12 protein-coding genes and 1 pseudogene are annotated in these 16,757 nt (G+C 73.1%); 5 read left to right on the top strand and 8 right to left on the bottom strand.

What is annotated here, in order from left to right; all coding sequences use genetic code 11:
* Nucleotides 1–229 precede the first annotated feature (229 nt).
* On the top strand, nucleotides 230–1,915 hold the full coding sequence (locus tag ACZ6BB_RS01895) for a PucR family transcriptional regulator (protein ID WP_471613369.1): 1,686 nt from the start codon (nucleotides 230–232) through the stop codon (nucleotides 1,913–1,915).
* Between the two features lie 150 nt (nucleotides 1,916–2,065).
* Entirely contained in the window at nucleotides 2,066–2,842 is a 777-nt protein-coding gene (locus tag ACZ6BB_RS01890; RefSeq protein ID WP_471613368.1) for a hypothetical protein, read from the top strand.
* 194 nt (nucleotides 2,843–3,036) lie between these two features.
* On the opposite strand, the gene ACZ6BB_RS01885 is transcribed toward ACZ6BB_RS01890, so the two are convergent.
* The gene (locus ACZ6BB_RS01885; RefSeq protein WP_471613367.1) at nucleotides 3,037–3,921 is read right to left on the bottom strand and encodes a GntR family transcriptional regulator; all 885 of its coding nucleotides are present in this window, start codon (nucleotides 3,919–3,921) and stop codon (nucleotides 3,037–3,039) included.
* A 198-nt stretch (nucleotides 3,922–4,119) separates the two neighbouring features.
* On the opposite strand from ACZ6BB_RS01885, the gene ACZ6BB_RS01880 reads away from it, so the two are divergent.
* Complete coding sequence (locus ACZ6BB_RS01880; RefSeq protein ID WP_471613366.1) at nucleotides 4,120–4,986, top strand: (2Fe-2S)-binding protein; 867 nt, start codon at nucleotides 4,120–4,122, stop codon at nucleotides 4,984–4,986.
* 336 nt (nucleotides 4,987–5,322) lie between these two features.
* Nucleotides 5,323–6,381 (top strand): DUF2637 domain-containing protein, encoded by a 1,059-nt coding sequence (locus ACZ6BB_RS01875; protein WP_471613365.1) that lies wholly within the window; start codon nucleotides 5,323–5,325, stop codon nucleotides 6,379–6,381.
* A gap of 163 nt (nucleotides 6,382–6,544) precedes the next feature.
* On the opposite strand, the gene ACZ6BB_RS01870 is transcribed toward ACZ6BB_RS01875, so the two are convergent.
* A complete protein-coding gene (locus tag ACZ6BB_RS01870; RefSeq protein ID WP_471614097.1) occupies nucleotides 6,545–7,039 on the bottom strand; it encodes an ATP-binding protein in 495 nt (164 codons plus the stop codon).
* 440 nt (nucleotides 7,040–7,479) lie between these two features.
* Nucleotides 7,480–9,483: a protein phosphatase 2C domain-containing protein gene (locus tag ACZ6BB_RS01865; RefSeq protein WP_471613364.1), complete on the bottom strand. Its 2,004-nt coding sequence runs from the start codon at nucleotides 9,481–9,483 to the stop codon at nucleotides 7,480–7,482.
* A 389-nt stretch (nucleotides 9,484–9,872) separates the two neighbouring features.
* On the opposite strand from ACZ6BB_RS01865, the gene ACZ6BB_RS01860 reads away from it, so the two are divergent.
* Nucleotides 9,873–10,355, top strand: coding sequence for a DUF456 domain-containing protein (locus tag ACZ6BB_RS01860; RefSeq protein ID WP_471613363.1), 483 nt, complete (start codon nucleotides 9,873–9,875; stop codon nucleotides 10,353–10,355).
* 60 nt (nucleotides 10,356–10,415) lie between these two features.
* Here ACZ6BB_RS01860 and ACZ6BB_RS01855 read toward each other — a convergent pair.
* The 5 genes and pseudogenes from ACZ6BB_RS01855 to ACZ6BB_RS01835 all read right to left on the bottom strand — a co-directional run.
* A pseudogene (locus ACZ6BB_RS01855) lies at nucleotides 10,416–10,601 on the bottom strand (methylated-DNA--[protein]-cysteine S-methyltransferase); the annotation flags it as partial.
* A 266-nt stretch (nucleotides 10,602–10,867) separates the two neighbouring features.
* Nucleotides 10,868–11,977: a ribosome small subunit-dependent GTPase A gene (gene rsgA / locus ACZ6BB_RS01850; protein WP_471613362.1), complete on the bottom strand. Its 1,110-nt coding sequence runs from the start codon at nucleotides 11,975–11,977 to the stop codon at nucleotides 10,868–10,870.
* Between the two features lie 325 nt (nucleotides 11,978–12,302).
* The gene (locus ACZ6BB_RS01845) at nucleotides 12,303–13,139 is read right to left on the bottom strand and encodes an alpha/beta fold hydrolase (protein WP_471613361.1); all 837 of its coding nucleotides are present in this window, start codon (nucleotides 13,137–13,139) and stop codon (nucleotides 12,303–12,305) included.
* 269 nt (nucleotides 13,140–13,408) lie between these two features.
* A complete protein-coding gene (locus ACZ6BB_RS01840) occupies nucleotides 13,409–14,950 on the bottom strand; it encodes a cellulose binding domain-containing protein (RefSeq protein WP_471613360.1) in 1,542 nt (513 codons plus the stop codon).
* Between the two features lie 405 nt (nucleotides 14,951–15,355).
* Complete coding sequence (locus ACZ6BB_RS01835) at nucleotides 15,356–16,699, bottom strand: radical SAM protein (RefSeq protein ID WP_471613359.1); 1,344 nt, start codon at nucleotides 16,697–16,699, stop codon at nucleotides 15,356–15,358.
* Nucleotides 16,700–16,757 lie beyond the last annotated feature (58 nt).

Raw genomic sequence — 16,757 nt, 5'->3', positions numbered from 1 at the left:
GGCGGGCCCCGGTCAGTCACGGAAAACATGAAGGAGTTGGCTGGCCAAGGGGCACATCTTGTAGATTCGTATGAACGGAGGCCGTCAGCAACCTCTGCGTTTTCGGCTGGAAACATCCCGCACACACGCGGGGCCCCGGCTTCCACCACCACCCTCCTCCGGAAACCCCGGACATGCTTCCCCGGGCGAACCGAACGTTGTTTTCTAGACAAGAACGGCGGCGACGAGAATGCGGCTGCGCGCACTGCTGGACACCGACGCGCTGGGTCTGCGGCTGCTCGGCGGCGGGGACGAGCTGGACCGCACCGTGCGCGGTGTGATGACCACCGACCTCAGGGACCCCAGCCGCTACCTCTCCGGCGGCGAGCTGGTGCTCACGGGCCTGGCCTGGCGCCGCGACGCCTCCGACTCCGAGCCCTTCGTACGGCTCCTGGCCGGCGCCGGGGTGGCCGCGCTGGCGGCCGGGGAGGCCGAGCTGGGCGACATTCCGGAGGACCTCGTCGTGGCCTGCGCCCGGCACCGGCTCCCGCTCTTCGCCGTCAACGAGTCGGTGGCCTTCGCGACGATCACCGAGCACGTCGTACGGCAGGTCTCCGGCGAGCGCGCCGGGGACCTGGCGGCGGTGGTGGACCGGCACCGCCGGATGATGACCTCGGGCCCCGCGGGCGGCGGCCCGGACGTGGTCCTGGACCTGCTGGGCTCGGACCTGGACCTGCGCGCCTGGGTGCTCTCCCCCACCGGCCGGCTCGTCGCGGGCCCCGAGGACGGCGGGCCCGCCCTGCCCGCGGAACTGCGCGCGCGGCTGGCCGCCGAACACCTCGCGGCGACCCGCACGGGACGGCGGGGACCGCACCGCGTGGCCGTCGGCACCACCACGTACTCGCTCTTCCCGGTCGGCGGCGCGGGCCGGGGCACGGACCCCGGCGGGGCCGCCGCGCGCGACGTGCGCGCGGCCGCGCTGTCCGAGTGGCTCCTCGCGGTCGAGGCCGACGCCGGGGACTGGCCCGCCGAGCGGCTCGACCTGCTGTACGGCGTCACCCAGCTGATCGCGGTCGAGCGCGACCGGCGCGACGCGGCCCGTACGGTACGGCGCCGGCTCGCCCAGGAGGTACTGGAACTGGTGCAGGCGGGGGCGGCCCCGGCCGAGATCGCGGCCCGGCTGCGGGTGGCCGCGCCGGTGCTGCTGCCCGGTCTCGGGTCGGCGCCGCACTGGCAGATCGTCGTGGCCCGGCTCGACCGGGACGGCGACGAGGCCGACGGCGGCCCGGTCACCCAGGCGCTGCTGGAGGAGATCCTCGTCGATCCCCTGGCCACGGGGCCGGAGCCCTCGGACCGTATCGCCGTCGCCCACACGGGTGAGGAGGCCGTCGCCCTCGTCCCGCTCCCCGCGCTCGCCTCGGGGCCCGACGGCACGGAGCCCGGCATCCACGCCGACACGCTCCTCACCGCCGTACGGGACCCGCTGACCGCCGGACTCGACGACGACGGGCGGCTCACCCTCGGCGTGAGCGCGGCCGTGCACTCGGCGGAGGGCCTGCGCGGCGCGCTGGAGGAGGCCCGGCACGCCCGCCGGGTGGCGGCGGCCCGCTCCGGCCGGGTGTGCGCGGCGGGCCACCAGGAACTGGCCTCGCACGTGCTGCTCCTGCCCTTCGTCCCCGACGACGTGCGCCGCGCCTTCACGGCCCGGCTCCTGGACCCCCTGCGCGACTACGACCGCCGGCACCGCGCCGAGCTGATTCCCACCCTGGAGGCGTTCCTGGAGTGCGACGGCTCCTGGACGCGCTGCGCCGCACGGCTCCACCTGCACGTCAACACGCTGCGCTACCGGGTGGGCCGCATCGAGCAGTTGACGGGCCGGGACCTCTCCCGGCTCGAGGACAAACTGGACTTCTTCCTGGCTCTGCGCATGAGCTGAGGCGATGGGGTGGTGGGCGAAGATCCAAGTGCGCCGTCCGCACCCCATGACTTTGTGAATTCCTTCACCCACCCCCTTGGCCGGGCGCCGGAATCCGTGCTGAGATGCGGCCACCACTCAAAGCTCAAGGGCGTGCTCGGGGAGGGCAACGTGGCGCATACCGCCATGTCTGGTAACGGAACGACCGCCGGTGACGATCCACTCCAGACCGCGGTATGGCGGCTGCGCTCACGCGCGTGCTGGGTCGACGCGGCAGCCCTGATCGAGCCCGACACCCCACAGTCCTCGCTGCAGCGGACCGCGCTGCTCGTCGAACGCTGCCTCTACACCGAGCAGGGCTGGGAGGAGGCCGAGGACGCGCTGCGCACGGCCGAGGCGCAGGCCCGCACCGACGACGAGCGGGGCGCCGCGGCCTGCGAGCGCGGGCAACTGGCGTACGCGGCCACGCTGCTGCGTGTCCGGGACCGCGCCGACGAGGCGCGGGCCGCGCTCGGCCGGGCGGCGGCCCTGATCGCCCCCGGCGCGCCCGGCCGGGCCCTGCTCGACTTCCGGCGGGGTGTCCTCGCCGAGAACCTGGCCCGCTCCCCGCAGGCCGCCCGCGCGGCCTATCGCCGGGCCCACGCCGGTGCCACCGCCCACGACGACATGCTCCTGCAGTCCTTCACCTGGCGTCACCTCGCCGGGCTCGCCCTGCGGGACGGCGAGCTGGCCGAGGCACGGCACGGCTTCGCCGAATCCCTGCGCATCCGCGAGGAGTTGGGCTATCTGGTCGGTACCGCCCCGGCGCTCGTCGCCCTCGCGGAGACCGAGTCCGAACCGGAGGCGTCGCGGCTGCGCGAGGAGGCGGGACGGTTGTTCCGGCTGCTGGGCGGCGTACCGACGTGGCTGGCCCGGCAGTTGGCACCGCCACCGGCCGCGACGGCGTGACGGGCAGCCATCCGTGAAGGCCCGAACCCTGCGGGCCTGAGAGCGTTGGCCGTGCGGGCCTGAGAGCGTTGGCCGTGCGGGCCTGAGAGCGTTGGCCGTGCGGGCCTGAAAAGCATGGGGCGCAGCCCCGGCTTTTCAGGGGCGCGGGGAACTGCGCGAGAAGCCCCACCGGGCCCGCACCCGCCGACGCTCCCTCAGCCCACCACCCCGAAGTGCTTCTCCACCAGACAGCACGCCGCTTCCAGGTCCTCGGCCATCAACGCGTCCAGCAACGCGATGTGCTCCGCCGCGTCAGCCATCAGCTCCACGCGCCCACCACTCCCGACATCCCCCAAGTGCCCGACCCCCAAGGGCAGTTGCGTACGCCGGTGCAGATCGTCCGTGATCTGCAGCAGCTGCTCGTTCCCGGCCAGCCCCAGCACCCCCCGGTGGAAGGCCCGGTCCGCGTCCCCGTACGTGGCCCGGCACCCGGAGGACGCGGCGCGCGCGGTCTCGTCGGCGAGCGGCCGCAGTTCGCCCCAACGGTCCGCAGGCACCGTACGCGCGAGCCGCAGCACCACCGGCACCTGCAGCAGCGCCCGCACCTCGGCCAGCTCGGCCAGCTCGCGGGCACCCCGCCGCACGACGCGGAACCCCCGGTTGGGCACGACCTCGACCGCGCCCTCGATGGCCAGTTGCTGCATCGCCTCGCGCACGGGGGTCGCGGAGACCCCGAACCGCTCGCCCAGCGCGGGCGCCGAGTACACCTCGCCCGGCGTCAGCTCGCCGCCCGCGAGCGCGGCCCGCAGCGCGTCGAGGATCTGCCCCCGCACGGAGGCCCGCTGGACGACGGGGCGCCCGGGCGTACGCGGCAGCGGGATGGGGGTCTCGCTGTGGGTGTGCTCGCCCCGGGCCGCGTCGGCGACGGTGTCGCGGCGCACCGCGGCCGGGCCGCCGCCGTCCGCCGCGATGCCCCGCTCCCGGTCGACGTCCGCGACGCCGGGCTGCGCGGGCACGCGGTAGGCCGACGCGGGACGGGCGGCGGTGGCCTCCGGCGCACGCGCGGTGGCCTGACGCGAGCGCGGTCCGGCCTGCTCCACGGGTCCTCCTGCGAGCCGAGTCGTGTGTCGAGTGGTCGAGCAGCGCGGCCCGCCGGGGTACATGGGGGCGCTTAGGTCACTACTGGGGTTGTTACCGGTCGTAAAGCACCATAGGCGCACATGCCCTCAGTTCAAACCTCGACCACCTCGGGTAAGGTAAGCCTTACCTGGCAGCGATGGTGAAACGGCGGTCCCCGTATGCCCCACTCAGCTCCGGCACCGGCCTCGACCTCGCGCACGTCGCCGCTGACGGCCGCCTACGCCCGCCTGACCGAGGTCCTGCCGATGGTGAGCGTGACAGAACTCTCCCCCATGGACCCGCTGCCCGCCGGCGAGGGGTGGGTGTCCGCCGCCGGACTCGCGGCGGCCGGAGCCGAGCTGGACGCGTTCCTCGCCTGGGACGAGGCGCAGATACGCAGGGACCACGGCCGCGAGGGGCGCCCGGACGTGGTGGCGGCCTTCGGACTGCACCGGTACGCCTGGTACGCCTGCCTCCTATTCACCGTCCCCTGGTTCCTGCGGCGCCGGGTGCCCCGGTTCCCGGCCGGGCAGGTGGCGTTCCAGCGCGAGGAGAGCCGGCTGGCGGTGCGCGGCGAGACGTTCAGCTGCCTGCCGGGCGATCCGGCGGCCGGTGAGCCGGGCGCGCGGGTGGTCCCGGACGAGGAAGCACTGCGGGCCGAGGTGCGGGCGGCGTTCGCGGAGCACATAGAGCCGGTCCTCGGCGGCTTCGGCCCCCGGATGCGGCGGCGGGGGCGGGCACTGTGGGGCATGGCGACCGACGAGATCGTCGAGGGGATCTGGTACGTCGCCGAACTCCTGGGCGCCGACGAGCAGGAGCGCTGCCGACGTGAGCTGGAGCTGCTCCTGCCGGGCGCGACCCGGCCGTACGTGGGCGCCGCGGGCTTCCGCGAACTGACCGGCCCCGGCGGCGAGTCGCTGCCCACGCGGGACCGGGCGAGCTGCTGCATGTTCTACACGCTGGCCCCGCAGGACACCTGCGTCACCTGCCCGCGCACCTGCGAGGCGGACCGGATCGGCAAACTGACGGCGGCCTCCACCAGTTGACGGACCCTCGCGGGACAGGGATGCTTCTCGCCGGGCGACCCCCCGGTGATCGCCCGCGGCATGTGCCGTAAGATCAACTCCGGGTGGGACCCTCGTTTGATTACAGGTAGTTCACAAGTTCCTCACTTGCCGCAGGAACTTTCCGTGGAACCACTCGAACGGGTAATCTCACTCGCACTCAACTCCCGTCCCTCGCGCGGTAGTTCGAGCAGAATGCCGCCTGGCGTCACTCATTGCACTTCTTTGGCGGTCTCTTGCCCCGAAACCCCCTGAGGGCCGCGAGGATTGGGCCACTATGGCGGGCGTTACGCCCTATCCCAATGCAAGGGACCCCTGATGAGATTGACCGACATATCGCTGAACTGGCTGCTTCCGGGCGCCGTACTGCTCCTGGGGATGCTGGCGGCGGTTGCGGTGCTCGCGCGCGGCAAGCGCTCCGGGGAGCACGCGAAGACCGAGGATTCCTGGGAACGCAGCGAGGAACGCCGCAGGCGCAAGGAGGCCCTCTACGGCACGGCCTCCTACATCCTTCTCTTCTGCTGTGCCGCGGTGGCCGCCGCGCTGTCCTTCCGCGGCCTGGTCGGCTTCGGCGAGCAGAACCTGGGCCTGACCAACGGGTGGCAGTACCTGGTTCCGTTCGGCCTGGACGGCGCCGCCATGTTCTGCTCGGTGCTCGCCGTGCGTGAGGCCAGCCACGGTGACGCGGCCCTCGGCTCCCGGATACTCGTCTGGACGTTCGCCGGCGCGGCCGCCTGGTTCAACTGGGTGCACGCCCCCCGGGGTCTCGGCCACGACGGTGCCCCGCAGTTCTTCGCGGGCATGTCCATGTCCGCCGCGGTCCTGTTCGACCGGGCGCTCAAGCAGACCCGCCGGGCCGCGCTGCGCGAGCAGGGCCTCGTGCCGCGTCCGCTGCCGCAGATCCGTGTGGTCCGCTGGCTGCGCGCGCCGCGCGAGACGTACAAGGCCTGGTCGCTGATGCTCCTGGAGGGCGTGCGCAGCCTGGACGAGGCCGTGGACGAGGTGCGTGAGGACAAGCGGATCAAGGCCGAGAACCGCTCGCGCAAGCGTGAGCAGGAGCGTCTGGAGCGCGCCCACCTCAAGGCGATCAGCCGCGGCCACCGGGGTCTGCCCGGTCGTGGCGGAGGTGGCGGCGGCGGTGGCCAGCGCCAGGTGGACACCACCGTGGAGCGTGTACCGGCGGCCCAGGTGGCCTCGGAGCCTGCCATATCGACGCCGGAGCAGCTGCCCGTGCGCTCGCGTCCCTCCCTGCAGCCCGTGCGCAACGCTGACAAGTCGCTCACCGTCGACCTCACCGCCGAGGACGACACCATGGCCCTGCCGCGACTGGACTCCCTGGAGCGCAAGCTCAAGGACCTGGAGCAGCAGTTCGGCTGAGCACGGACGACGGCTCGGACAGAGCCACACATCGGACAGGGGCGCGGCAGGAAGCCGCGCCCCTGTCCGTTGTCAGGCATCCGTTGTCAGGCACCACTTCAGGCACCCGTTTCCGGCATCCGTGTCATGCGCCCGCTTCACGAGTCGGTTCCACGGGTCCGTCTCACGTCGAGGGGGCCGCCAGCCCGCCGTCGAGGTCGAACCACACTGCCTTGCCCACCCCGTGCGGCCGTACCCCCCAGGCGTCGGCGAGGGCCTGGACGAGGAAGAGGCCCCGTCCACCGGTGCTGTCGTCGGCGTTCGCCACCCTCGGTCTGGGCCTGCGCCCCACGAAGTCCCGGACCTCCACATGGAGTCCGCTCGGTGAGACCGTCGCGGTCAGCACCGCGTCGTGGTCGGTGTGGATGAGCGCGTTGGTCACCAGCTCGCTCGTCAGCAGCTCCGCTATCTCCGATCGTTCCGGCCGCCCCCATTGCCGCAGCAGCTCCCGCAGGGCCCTGCGGGCCTCGGGCACCGCCTTCAGGTCCGCCCGCCCCAGTGTGCGCTCCAACTGCTCCGCGTCGGCCTTGTCCATCGGGTCGCCGACCGCATCCTCCACCGTCTCTGCCGAGGTGGCCCCTGTCGCCACGGGACCGCTCCCTCGTGCCTGCCTCTTCATGACCCCCGCCCACGCGCCGATGACGATTCCCCCTGTTCCGAACACGTACACGGGGATCCATGCCCCGTCCGGATCGCGGCACTCATGTCGAATCGTCAACGACCCTCCGTACGCTTTCAAACGCACAGGGTCAAGCCAGCCGTCGCACGGTGTGAGAGCGCTTGTCCCTCCCCGAAACCCCCGCACGGCCCGCCGCGCCCGGCCCCGCCGCACGTCCGGCAGCCCGCGCCCGGGGCGGCGGACGGACGCAACCGCCCATGCCGGGCCGGGGATCCGGCCGCCGGCCACCGGGAGACGGGCGCCTGGCGCCCGCCGTGCTCCCCGCCCGAACCGGCCACCCGTCTCGATGATGTTGATTGGCCGGAAACCTGCGCCGGAACGGGCCGTCGCTCCGGCGGGCGCGGCTGATCGACGCCCCTCCTCGTCGCGCGGGTGCGCCGTCACGCCTCCCACACGGCGGCGGCCGTACGGTCGTCCGCGTAGCCCTTGACCCTGACCTGCACGTCGGCGAGGAAGGCGGCGAGACCGGGTGGCTCGCCCGCTCCCCAGCGCGACGCCAGATGATCGGCGAGCGGGGCCTCTGCCCGCAGCGGTTCGGCCAGACCGCTGCTGCACAGGAGCAGGACGTCCTCCTCCCGGGCGACGGAGGCCCGGAAGCGGAAGGGTTCGCGGGGTGGCGCGGGGGCGGGTTCGTACGGGCTCGGGGGTGTCGTGATGCCGAGGTCCATGGTGAGGCGGTCGCCCTCGGGCGTCTCGTGCGGCAACGAGCCGAAGCCGAGCACCGGCGCGCCGGCCGTGTCGGCGACCCGGGGCTCTATGTCCTGCCACTCCCCGTCCCGCAGCCGGAACAGCCCGCCGGCACCCACCCCGAAGAACACGCGGGTACGGCACCGGGGGTCGGCCGGGATCAGCAGGCAGCGCAGGCTCGCCGTGTACTCCTCCGGGTCGAGCCCCTGCTCGACCGCGCCGGCGCGCAGTTTGCCGAGGCTGCGGTCGGTGAGCCGGTGCAGCCCGGACTTGAGGTCACCGCGCCGGGCCGCGCGGATGTCCTCGACCAGCCGTGTGTGGCTCAGCCCTACGGCCCGCCCGATCCACCGGCACGCCTCCGCCGCCGCGCGGTGCGCGCCCGGTGTGGCGCGGGCGCCGGTCGCCATGGCCACCAGGACCAGTGCCTGCTCGCCGACACCGAAGCGGGCGGTGAGGAGCGCGTCGCGGCGCGGCTCGCCCCGGTAGCGCGCCGAATCGCCGCGCAGCGACGCGGCACGCAGGGTGCACGACCCGTAGCGCGCGCCGTCCAGCACCGTGTCCGCGACCAGGTCCCCCAGGTCCTCCGGGTCCGCCGGCGGCAACGTGGTCGGCTCCGCGTCGTACGTGGGCGGCCCCGACCCCACGTAGTCGACCCGGACGCGCTGACTCCCGGTGACCAGGGTGACCTCCTGTGCCTGGAGGGTGGCGGGCCGGGCGTCGGACGGTTCGGCCGAGGAGGCAGTCGGCGGGCTCACGGCGGGCTCTCCGCCCGGGGACCGCTGCGCGGGCGCACGCCTCCAGGGCGCGACCGAGCGGACGCCCGGCGGAGTGGGCCCGGACGGAAAGGTCACCGGCCCGGACGGCTGCGCCGACGGCGGCTCCCAGGGCGCTCGCCGCGAGACGAGCCCGCTGCGCCGGCGGGGGTCCTCGGCGGGAGTGGGGGGCGACGGAGAAGGGACGCGGTCGGGGGGCAGAGCGGGGACCGGGGGCGGAGGGGCGTGATCGGGGACAGGCGGCGGAGGGGCGTGCTCGGGGAGCGGGGGCGGAGGGGCGTGGTCGGGGACAGGCGGCGGAGGGGCGTGGTCAGGGGGTGGGGGCGTGCGGTCGGCTGACGTCGTGGGGCCGGTGCTCGGGGTGGCGTCGGTGAGTGGGGGCGGGGCTGAGGGCGCGAGGGGGACCGTGTGCTCGTCCGGCTCGCTCCTGTCTTCCCGGCCCCGGGACCCGGCCGACCGGCTCTGGGGAGGGACCCGGTCCGTGTACGGGACCGGGGCGCGGCCGGTGGGCCGTGGAGCCGCGTCGGCCGAGTCCCTCGCCGTGTCCGGGTCGGAGACCGGCCCGCCCGGATGTCTGTCGGACCCGCCACGGGACGCGCTCCTCGCGGCCGACGTGCCCGGCACGGCTGCCCAGGCACCGGAGGTGCCCGGTACGGCCCCCCAGGCGCCCTGCGCACCCGACGCCCGTGGCGCGTCCGCGGGACCGGCCGTGTCCGTCGGTCCCGAGGCCCCCGACGCCCCCGGCCCGTCCGGCGCGCCGGTCGGTGTCTCCGGCGACTCCCCGACCGTGTCCGCCGCCGAGGCGAAGCGGTCGTCGAGGGAATCGGCCGCGACCGAGGGGCCCGTGTCCCCGTTGGTGTCGTCGTACAACTGCCGCCACCAGTCGTCCTCGTGACCGGTGGGCCTCTCCCCCTGCTGGCTCATGCCCCTGATTGTCCACCTCGGGAGCCGTATGAAAACGGGGCATCCGGAAAATCGGTCCGCGGAGCCGACGACCACACGGCGTGTCGGACTACACGTCGAACTTCGGTGCGAGGCAAGGGAGTCAGGGGATCCTTGGGACATGGGCGTCGAGGAACCGCCGGGCGGTGCCACCCCCCACAGGAGAAACCGCCCGGCGGCGTCGGCGACCGGGGCGCGGTGCGGGCGCGTGGGCCGGTCGCCCCGAGTGTGCGGGATGTTCCTGGGATTCCGCTGTGGGGCTCGCCCCATCGCTCGCAGACCGGTGGTCGCCGACCGGTGTGTGACCGGTGATGACCCGGGACCGGCCTGCCTGACCTGCGCTTTCGGGCGGGGTCCGGCACCCTGGGCAGATGGGAGCGTGGGAACTCCTGCTGGTCGCGGTGGTGCTGCTGCTGGGCCTGTGCGGAGTGCTGGTGCCCGGTGTGCCGGGGTCCTGGCTGGTGTGGGCCGGGGTCATGTGGTGGGCGCTGGAGGACCCGCGGCCCGCCGCCTGGTGGGTGCTGGTCGGCTCCACCGTCGTGCTGCTGGCGTCGTGGGCGGTGCGCTGGGGCCTGCCACCCCGCCGACTGGCCGAAAGCGGTGCCACCCCCCGCATGGGCGTGTACGCGGGCTCCGGCGCCTTCCTCGGTTTCGTGCTGCTCCCGGTGCTCGGCGCGATCCCCGGTTTCGTCGGCGGCATCTACCTCTCCGAACGGCTTCGCCTGGGCCGTCACGGCGCGGCGAGGGCCGCCACCCGCACGGCGATGCGCGCGGGCGGATCGAGCGTCCTGGCGGAACTCTTCGCGTGCCTGCTGGTGGCGGGGGCATGGGTGGGCGTGGTGTTCGGGAACTGAACCCGGGACCGAGCCGTCCGGCCCCGCCGCGCCTTTGGACACGCACCCCGGGCCGCTGCGGAGCACACCCTCCAGGCCGAGGAGGAGGCGCTTGCGGCCGAGGCCGCCGGCGTACCCCGTGAGGCTGCTGTCCGCGCCGGTCACCCGGTGGCAGGGGCGGAGGAGGAGCAGGGAGTTCGCCCCGATCGCGCGGCCGACGGCCCGTACCGCGGCTCGGGACACCCCGATACGGGCGGCGACGGCACCCCTGCCCCGGTGCCCGGTGCTCACTTCCGGCATCCGTAGGGCCTCGTGCCCGGTGGCCTCGTGCCCGGTGTGCTCGTCCTGCAAGACCTCAAGTGTCGACGACCGCGACGACGTGCGGGGCCGACGGGATGCGGACACGACGATCTCGGGGGCCGTGTCCGGAGGGGTGGGGCAGGGGGAAGCGGGGGCGCGGCGGCCCCCCTTCCCCGTGCACCGGGGCGGGCGGGGCCGCGCGACGGGCCCCGCTCGTTCCCCCCTCGGGACGGTCAGCGGCGGCCACCCCGCTTCGCCTCCAAGGCCGCGCGGCCCTCGGCGTGCTTGCGCTTCCAGTCCTTCCGGATCTCGGCCCGCACCCGCGCGTCGCTCTTGGCGACGATCCGCTGGTTCTCGCGGAGCAACTTTCGGTAGCTGTCGAGCCGCCGCTCGGGCAGTTCACCGGACTCGACCGCGCCCAGGACCGCGCAGCCGGGCTCGGCGATGTGCGCGCAGTCGTGGAAGCGGCAGTCGGCGGCGAGTGCCTCGATCTCGGCGAAGACCTGCCCGACCCCGCTCTCGGCGTCCCAGAGGCCGACGCCGCGCAGCCCGGGGGTGTCGATCAGGACCCCACCGCCGGGCAGGGCGAGGAGGTTGCGGGTGGTGGTGGTGTGCCGTCCCTTGCCGTCCACGTCGCGGATGGCCTGGACGTCCATCACGTCGTCGCCGAGCAGCGCGTTGGCGAGGGTCGACTTGCCGGCGCCGGACTGCCCGAGCAGGACGGAGGTCCCGCCGGAGAGCACGGCGGCGAGGACGTCGAGGCCCTCGCCGTGGGCGGAACTGACCGTCAGCACGGCGACGCCGGGCGCGACCGTCTCCACGTCCTGCACCAGGTGCGCCAGCGTGGCGGTGTCCGGCACGAGGTCGGCCTTGGTGAGCACGACCACCGGTTGCGCCCCGGACTCCCAGGCCAGCGCGAGGAACCGTTCGACGCGGCCGAGGTCGAGTTCCACCGCGAGCGACACGGCGACCACCGCGTAGTCGACGTTGGCCGCGAGGATCTGTCCCTCGGCGCGCTTGGAGGAGGTGGAGCGCACGAAGGCGCTGCGGCGGGGCAGGTAGGTGCGGACGTACCGCGGGTCGCCCGCGGGTTCCACGGCCACCCAGTCGCCCGTGCACACCACCCGCAGCGGGTCGTGGGGGGTGACGAAGGCGGTGTCGGCCCGCAGCAGACCGTCCGGGGTGATGACGTCGCACTGACCTCGGTCGACCCGGACGACACGGCCGGACAGGAGCCCCTGCTCGGCGTGGACGGCGAACTCCGCTTCCCAGCCCTCGTCCCAGCCGTACGGGGCGAGCGGATGCGGGGAGGTCGAGGAAGCCGAAGGAGAGAGGTGGTTCAAGGGAAACCCTTCACAAGGGCGGCCCCGGCGGCACGCGTGTGCGCGCTGTGTCGGGAAAGGTCAGCCGGAGGCCACGGAGGTGGAGTGGATGATCTTCTGGTTGTGGGCAGCGCCCATCACAGAGACAGCCATCGGTCACACCTCCCGTTTCTCCGTACGACTGACATACGACTGACACCGGCGGCCCTGGGCCACCGTGTGAAGCCCCCTCAGGATAGGAACACTCGGCGGCGGACGCCAACCGATTTCGACGAGGCTTCGAACGGCCGCCGTGCGTACGGGACCGGCGCCCGGGTCTCCCCGGCCGCCGGTCCCGTACGGGGCGTCACTTCTTCAGGAAGGCCAGGAGCGCGGTGTTGACCTCCTGCGCGTGGGTCCACAGCAGGCCGTGCGGGGCGCCCTCGATCTCGACGTAGTCGGCGGACGGGAGCGCCTTGTGGAACAGGCGCGCGGTGCCGTCCACGGGCAGGATGCGGTCGCCCGTGCCGTGCAGTATCAGGGCCGGCACGTCGATGGCGGGGATGTCCTGGCGGAAGTCGGTGTACCAGGTGGAGGGTGCGGCGGCGGCGGCGAAGAACCCGCCGCCCGCCGCGACGTCCCAGCTGTGGCGGACCGCTTCCTCGCTGATCCTGGTGCCGAGGTTCTCGTCCAGGTTGTAGAAGTCCTTGTAGAAGTCCGTGTAGTAGGCGTAGCGGTCGGCCTTGACGGCCGCGACGATTCCGTCGAAGAACTCCTTCGGAGCGACCCCGCCCGGGTTGTCGTCGGACTTCAGCAGGCAGGGCTCCAGCGACGCGAGGAACGCCACCTTGGCGACCCGCTCGGTGCCGTAGGCGGACACGTACCGGGCGACCTCGCCCGTGCCCATCGAGAAGCCGACGAGGACGGCGTCACGCAGGTCGAGGGTCTCCATGACCGTGTTCAGGTCGGCCGCGAAGGTGTCGTAGTCGTAGCCGGTCGTCGGCTGGCTGGACTGCCCGAAACCACGGCGGTCGTACGTGATCACGCGGTGTCCCGCCTCCAGCAGGACGGCGCTCTGCCGCTCCCAGGAGTGGCCGTCGAGAGGGAAGCCGTGGATGAGGACGACCGGCTGCCCGGTGCCGTGGTCCTCGTAGTAGAGGTCGATGGTGGTGGAGTTTTCCTGACCCACGGTGATGTACGGCATGGGGATCGTTCCTTCGTCGACGATGACCGGCGTCCGGCCGGCGGCCCGCGGTGCGGGGCCGCGACGACTCTAGGAAGAACGAACCACTGTCACTCGTCCGCGAGTGCACCGCTTCTTGCCCCGTAGCGCAAGAACCGTTCGGCGGCGTCGGCCCCGCGGGCCTCCGCCGGGCCGCCGTCCGACCGGGCCGACCACACGGCCGGAGGCGAGGACGAGGACCGACCGCAAGGACGAGGACCGGGCGAGCGGGGCCGCTCGCCCGGCCGGGCTCACTTCCCGGTGGCGCAGGGACGCCCGTCGAGCGTGAACTTCACGGGATCGGGGTTGTCGAAGCCCTGCCAGATGCCCAGGAAGCCGACGCCGAAGGTGCCGCCCGCCGCGACGGTCTTGTTGTAGTCGGCGGCGGTGACGCTGACCTGGGAGCCCTCCTGGTCGAAGGTGCCGTCCCACATCTGGGTGACGCGCTGGTCGCCCGCGTAGGTCCAGCCGAGGCGCCAGCCGTCGAGGGCCTTCCTGGAGGTGACGGTGAGGGTGGCCTGGAAGCCGCCGGGCCATTCGTTGACGAGCTGGTAGCGGACGTGGCAGGTGGCGCGGGGCGACTTGCCGGGGTCGACCGGCTTGTGGGAGACGCGGGCCGGCGTCGAGGCGTCGCCCTGGGGCTCCTCGTTGCTGTTGCCGTCCTTGTCCTTGTCGTCGCTGTCGCCCGCGTCGTCCTTCTCACCGGAACCGGTCGCATCGGGCCGTGTCGTGCTCTGCAGTTCGGACCCGTCGTCGGACGGGGCCCCCGTCACCGGGAACCTCGGGTCCTGCTGGACGACCGGCGACCCGTCGCCGGAGGGCCCGCCGGCGACCGTGTCGTCCCCGCCGAAGGGTGTGAGGGAGACCGCGAGCGTCAGCACGGAGACGACGCCGGCGGCGACGAGCAGCCCGTTGCGGCTGAGGCTGAACCGGGGCCTGGCCTCACGGCCCGGCGAGAGCCCCCGGTCGCTGCCGGTGGCATCGGCGCGTCCGGGAAGCAGCCCCGCGTCGGCCGCGCGGCGGCGGCGCTCCAGGTAGGCGAGTCCGCTCCAGCCGATCACGCCGCCGGCGAGCGCGGCGGGCAGCCCGCCGCCGTGCAGGCCGAGACAGGCCGCGGCCTCCGCGCACCCCACGCAGGTGGCGAGGTGGCGCGACAGGTCGTCGGGGGTGTCGGTGCCGGGTGAGCGGGTGACCGCGTCGAGCAGCCGGGCGTAGACGCGGCAGTCGGGGTTCATGGGTGTGTCGAGCTGGCTGCGGTGGCAGCGGTCCCTGAACAGCGCCCGCACCTGGTCGAGTTCGGACGCGGCGACGACCGGGTCCAGGCCGAGCCGGCGGGCCACCGAACCCAGCGGCAGCGACTCGACCTCGGCGAGCCACAGCAGGGCCGCGTCGGGTTCCTGCATGTCCCGCAGGGCGCGCAGGGCGAGGGGGCGGTGCAGCGGCGGGCCGGTGTAGCGCGCGGCCTTGTCCGAGTTGAGCCACAGGCGCAGGTCGGGGTCGAGCCGGTGGCCCTGGCCGCCCGCCTCCCAGGCCGCAGCGGTGGTCCTGACCCAGGTCAGGAGGAAGGGTATTCGCGGCAGCCGCAGGGCACGCCGTCCGGCGCCACGCTCGGCTCCCGCGTCGAACTCCAGGGCCTGCGCCTCGAGCATGCCGTGCGTGAAGGCGTCGGTGGCCAGTTGGGTCGCCGCGGCCGACCCCGAGGTGCACAGGTCGGCGTACGACAGGACCGCGTCCCAGCACTCCGAGAACAGCGCGGCTTCGGCGGCGTCCTGGGGCTTCGGCAGGTCGGGCATGGGTCTCCTGCATCCACAGAGCGAGGGGGGAAGTTCGCAAAAGCGGTCAACAACCCTTTGCTTCAAGGGAGTTCGGGGAGACCACCTTGCGGGTGGCCCAGAGCTTTTCACGGTTTCCGCACAACTGACAAGCTGCGTCTTCAAAAGCCGTTACCAGCAGTCACGCTTGAGGAGTTGTACGTACGCCGACCCCGAACGACTCAACCGCCACAGGAGTTACCGAACGGAAACATCGTCGGCACTCTCCGTGTCGGCCCTCTTCCCCACTCCTGCTCCCGCTCCAGCCCTTGCTCCTGCCCCCTCCTCCAGCCCCGGCTCGCCCTCCAGCCCCTGCTACCGCTCCTGCGCCCGTGCCCCGGGCCGGCTCCTGAGCCGTTCCCCTTCGCAGTCTCCGTCGCCGTCCCCTCAGCCGTTCCCCTTCGCCGCCCCCTCGGTCGTCTCCTCGACGGCCGGCAGGCTGTCCATGAAGGAGCTGACGGAGAAGACGGCGTTGCCGGGTCCGGGCGGGCCGTATCCGGGCGGCGACGACAGCCCGAACTCCTCCATCGTGGCGCGGTAGGCCTGCAGCAGCCGGATGTGGTACTCCAGCGGCGCGCCCTGCGGGTTGGCCTTGCCGAGCGGGGTCGTGGGCTCCGGGCACCAGGTGGTGAAGCGGGGCGTGATGCCGTGCGACATGAAGAAGCGCAGGCCCTCGGTGGTCGAGGCGATGGCCTCGTCGACCGTCTTGAAGCCGAAGGGCTCGGCCATCTCCACGCCCGCCACGAAGTTGGGGATCACGTTGCGCGCGCCGAAGACACCCGCCGAGTCCAGGATCCGCCTGTGCCACTCGTCGCGGCCGACGTAGCGCTCCTTGCCGGGGCAGAAGATCTTGAAGAGGTACTCGTCCCACACCTCGTAGTTGGGGTGGTAGATCTTCACGCCGTAGTCGTGGAAGCGCTTGACGTCGTCCAGCGGCAGCGCCTGGGCGACGACCTTGCCGATCCAGCGGTCCGGGAACCGCTCCTCGATGGCCTTGGCGTAGTGGCCGTAGAAGTCGGCCTCGTCACGGCCCGAGACCGTCTTGGTGATGGCCCCGCCGGTGAGCGTGTAGGCGGTGGACGTCTTCGCCGTGTCGTACCGGTCGATGATCTCCAGGGCTTCGAGGACCTCGTCGACGTCCTTCACGCCCGTGTACGGGCGGCCCGCCGCCTTGTGCTGGCGCCAGTTGTGGTTGATGTCGCAGTACTGGCACTCCTCCTTCGCGCCGAAGTACTGGCAGACCCGGAAGACGGTGAGGTAGATCAGATAGCCCCACTGGATGGTCGGGGCCACCTCCATCACGGACTTCCCGTTGGAGAGGGTGTGCTTGTAGTACTCCGGCATGGGGGGAACGCCGACGTCCGCGATGCGCTTGCCGTCGAGGTACAGACCGAGGAGGCCGTCCTCGTCGGACGCCACGCGGTAGGGCGAGGACGGGTTGACGCGCACGGAGACGACCGTGCGGCGCAGGTCGTACGGGCCGCCGGTGAGGATGATCTCCTCCGGTGGGCGGCGCAGCGCGGCCTCGCCCAGCTCGGGGAGGGTGCCGTGGTCGAAGGAGAAGATGAAGTACGACTTCGGCTTCACCTCGCCCTTCTCGTTGTCGCTCAGCGCGGAGGCGTCGAAGGCCACACCACCCCTGAGCAGGTCCTCCTTGAAGACGGCTTCCCGGGGCACGTGCGGGAACCTCTCCATCAGGTCCTCCACCAGTGCGGTGCGGCTGCCATCCATCCCGTTGTCTCCTCGCTCCCGACGTCGTCCGGGGATCGCCCGCACGCAACTCCCCACG

It is taken from the genome of Streptomyces sp. NPDC041108 (assembly GCF_055592645.1).
This window is presented reverse-complemented; position numbering and strand designations above follow the sequence as displayed.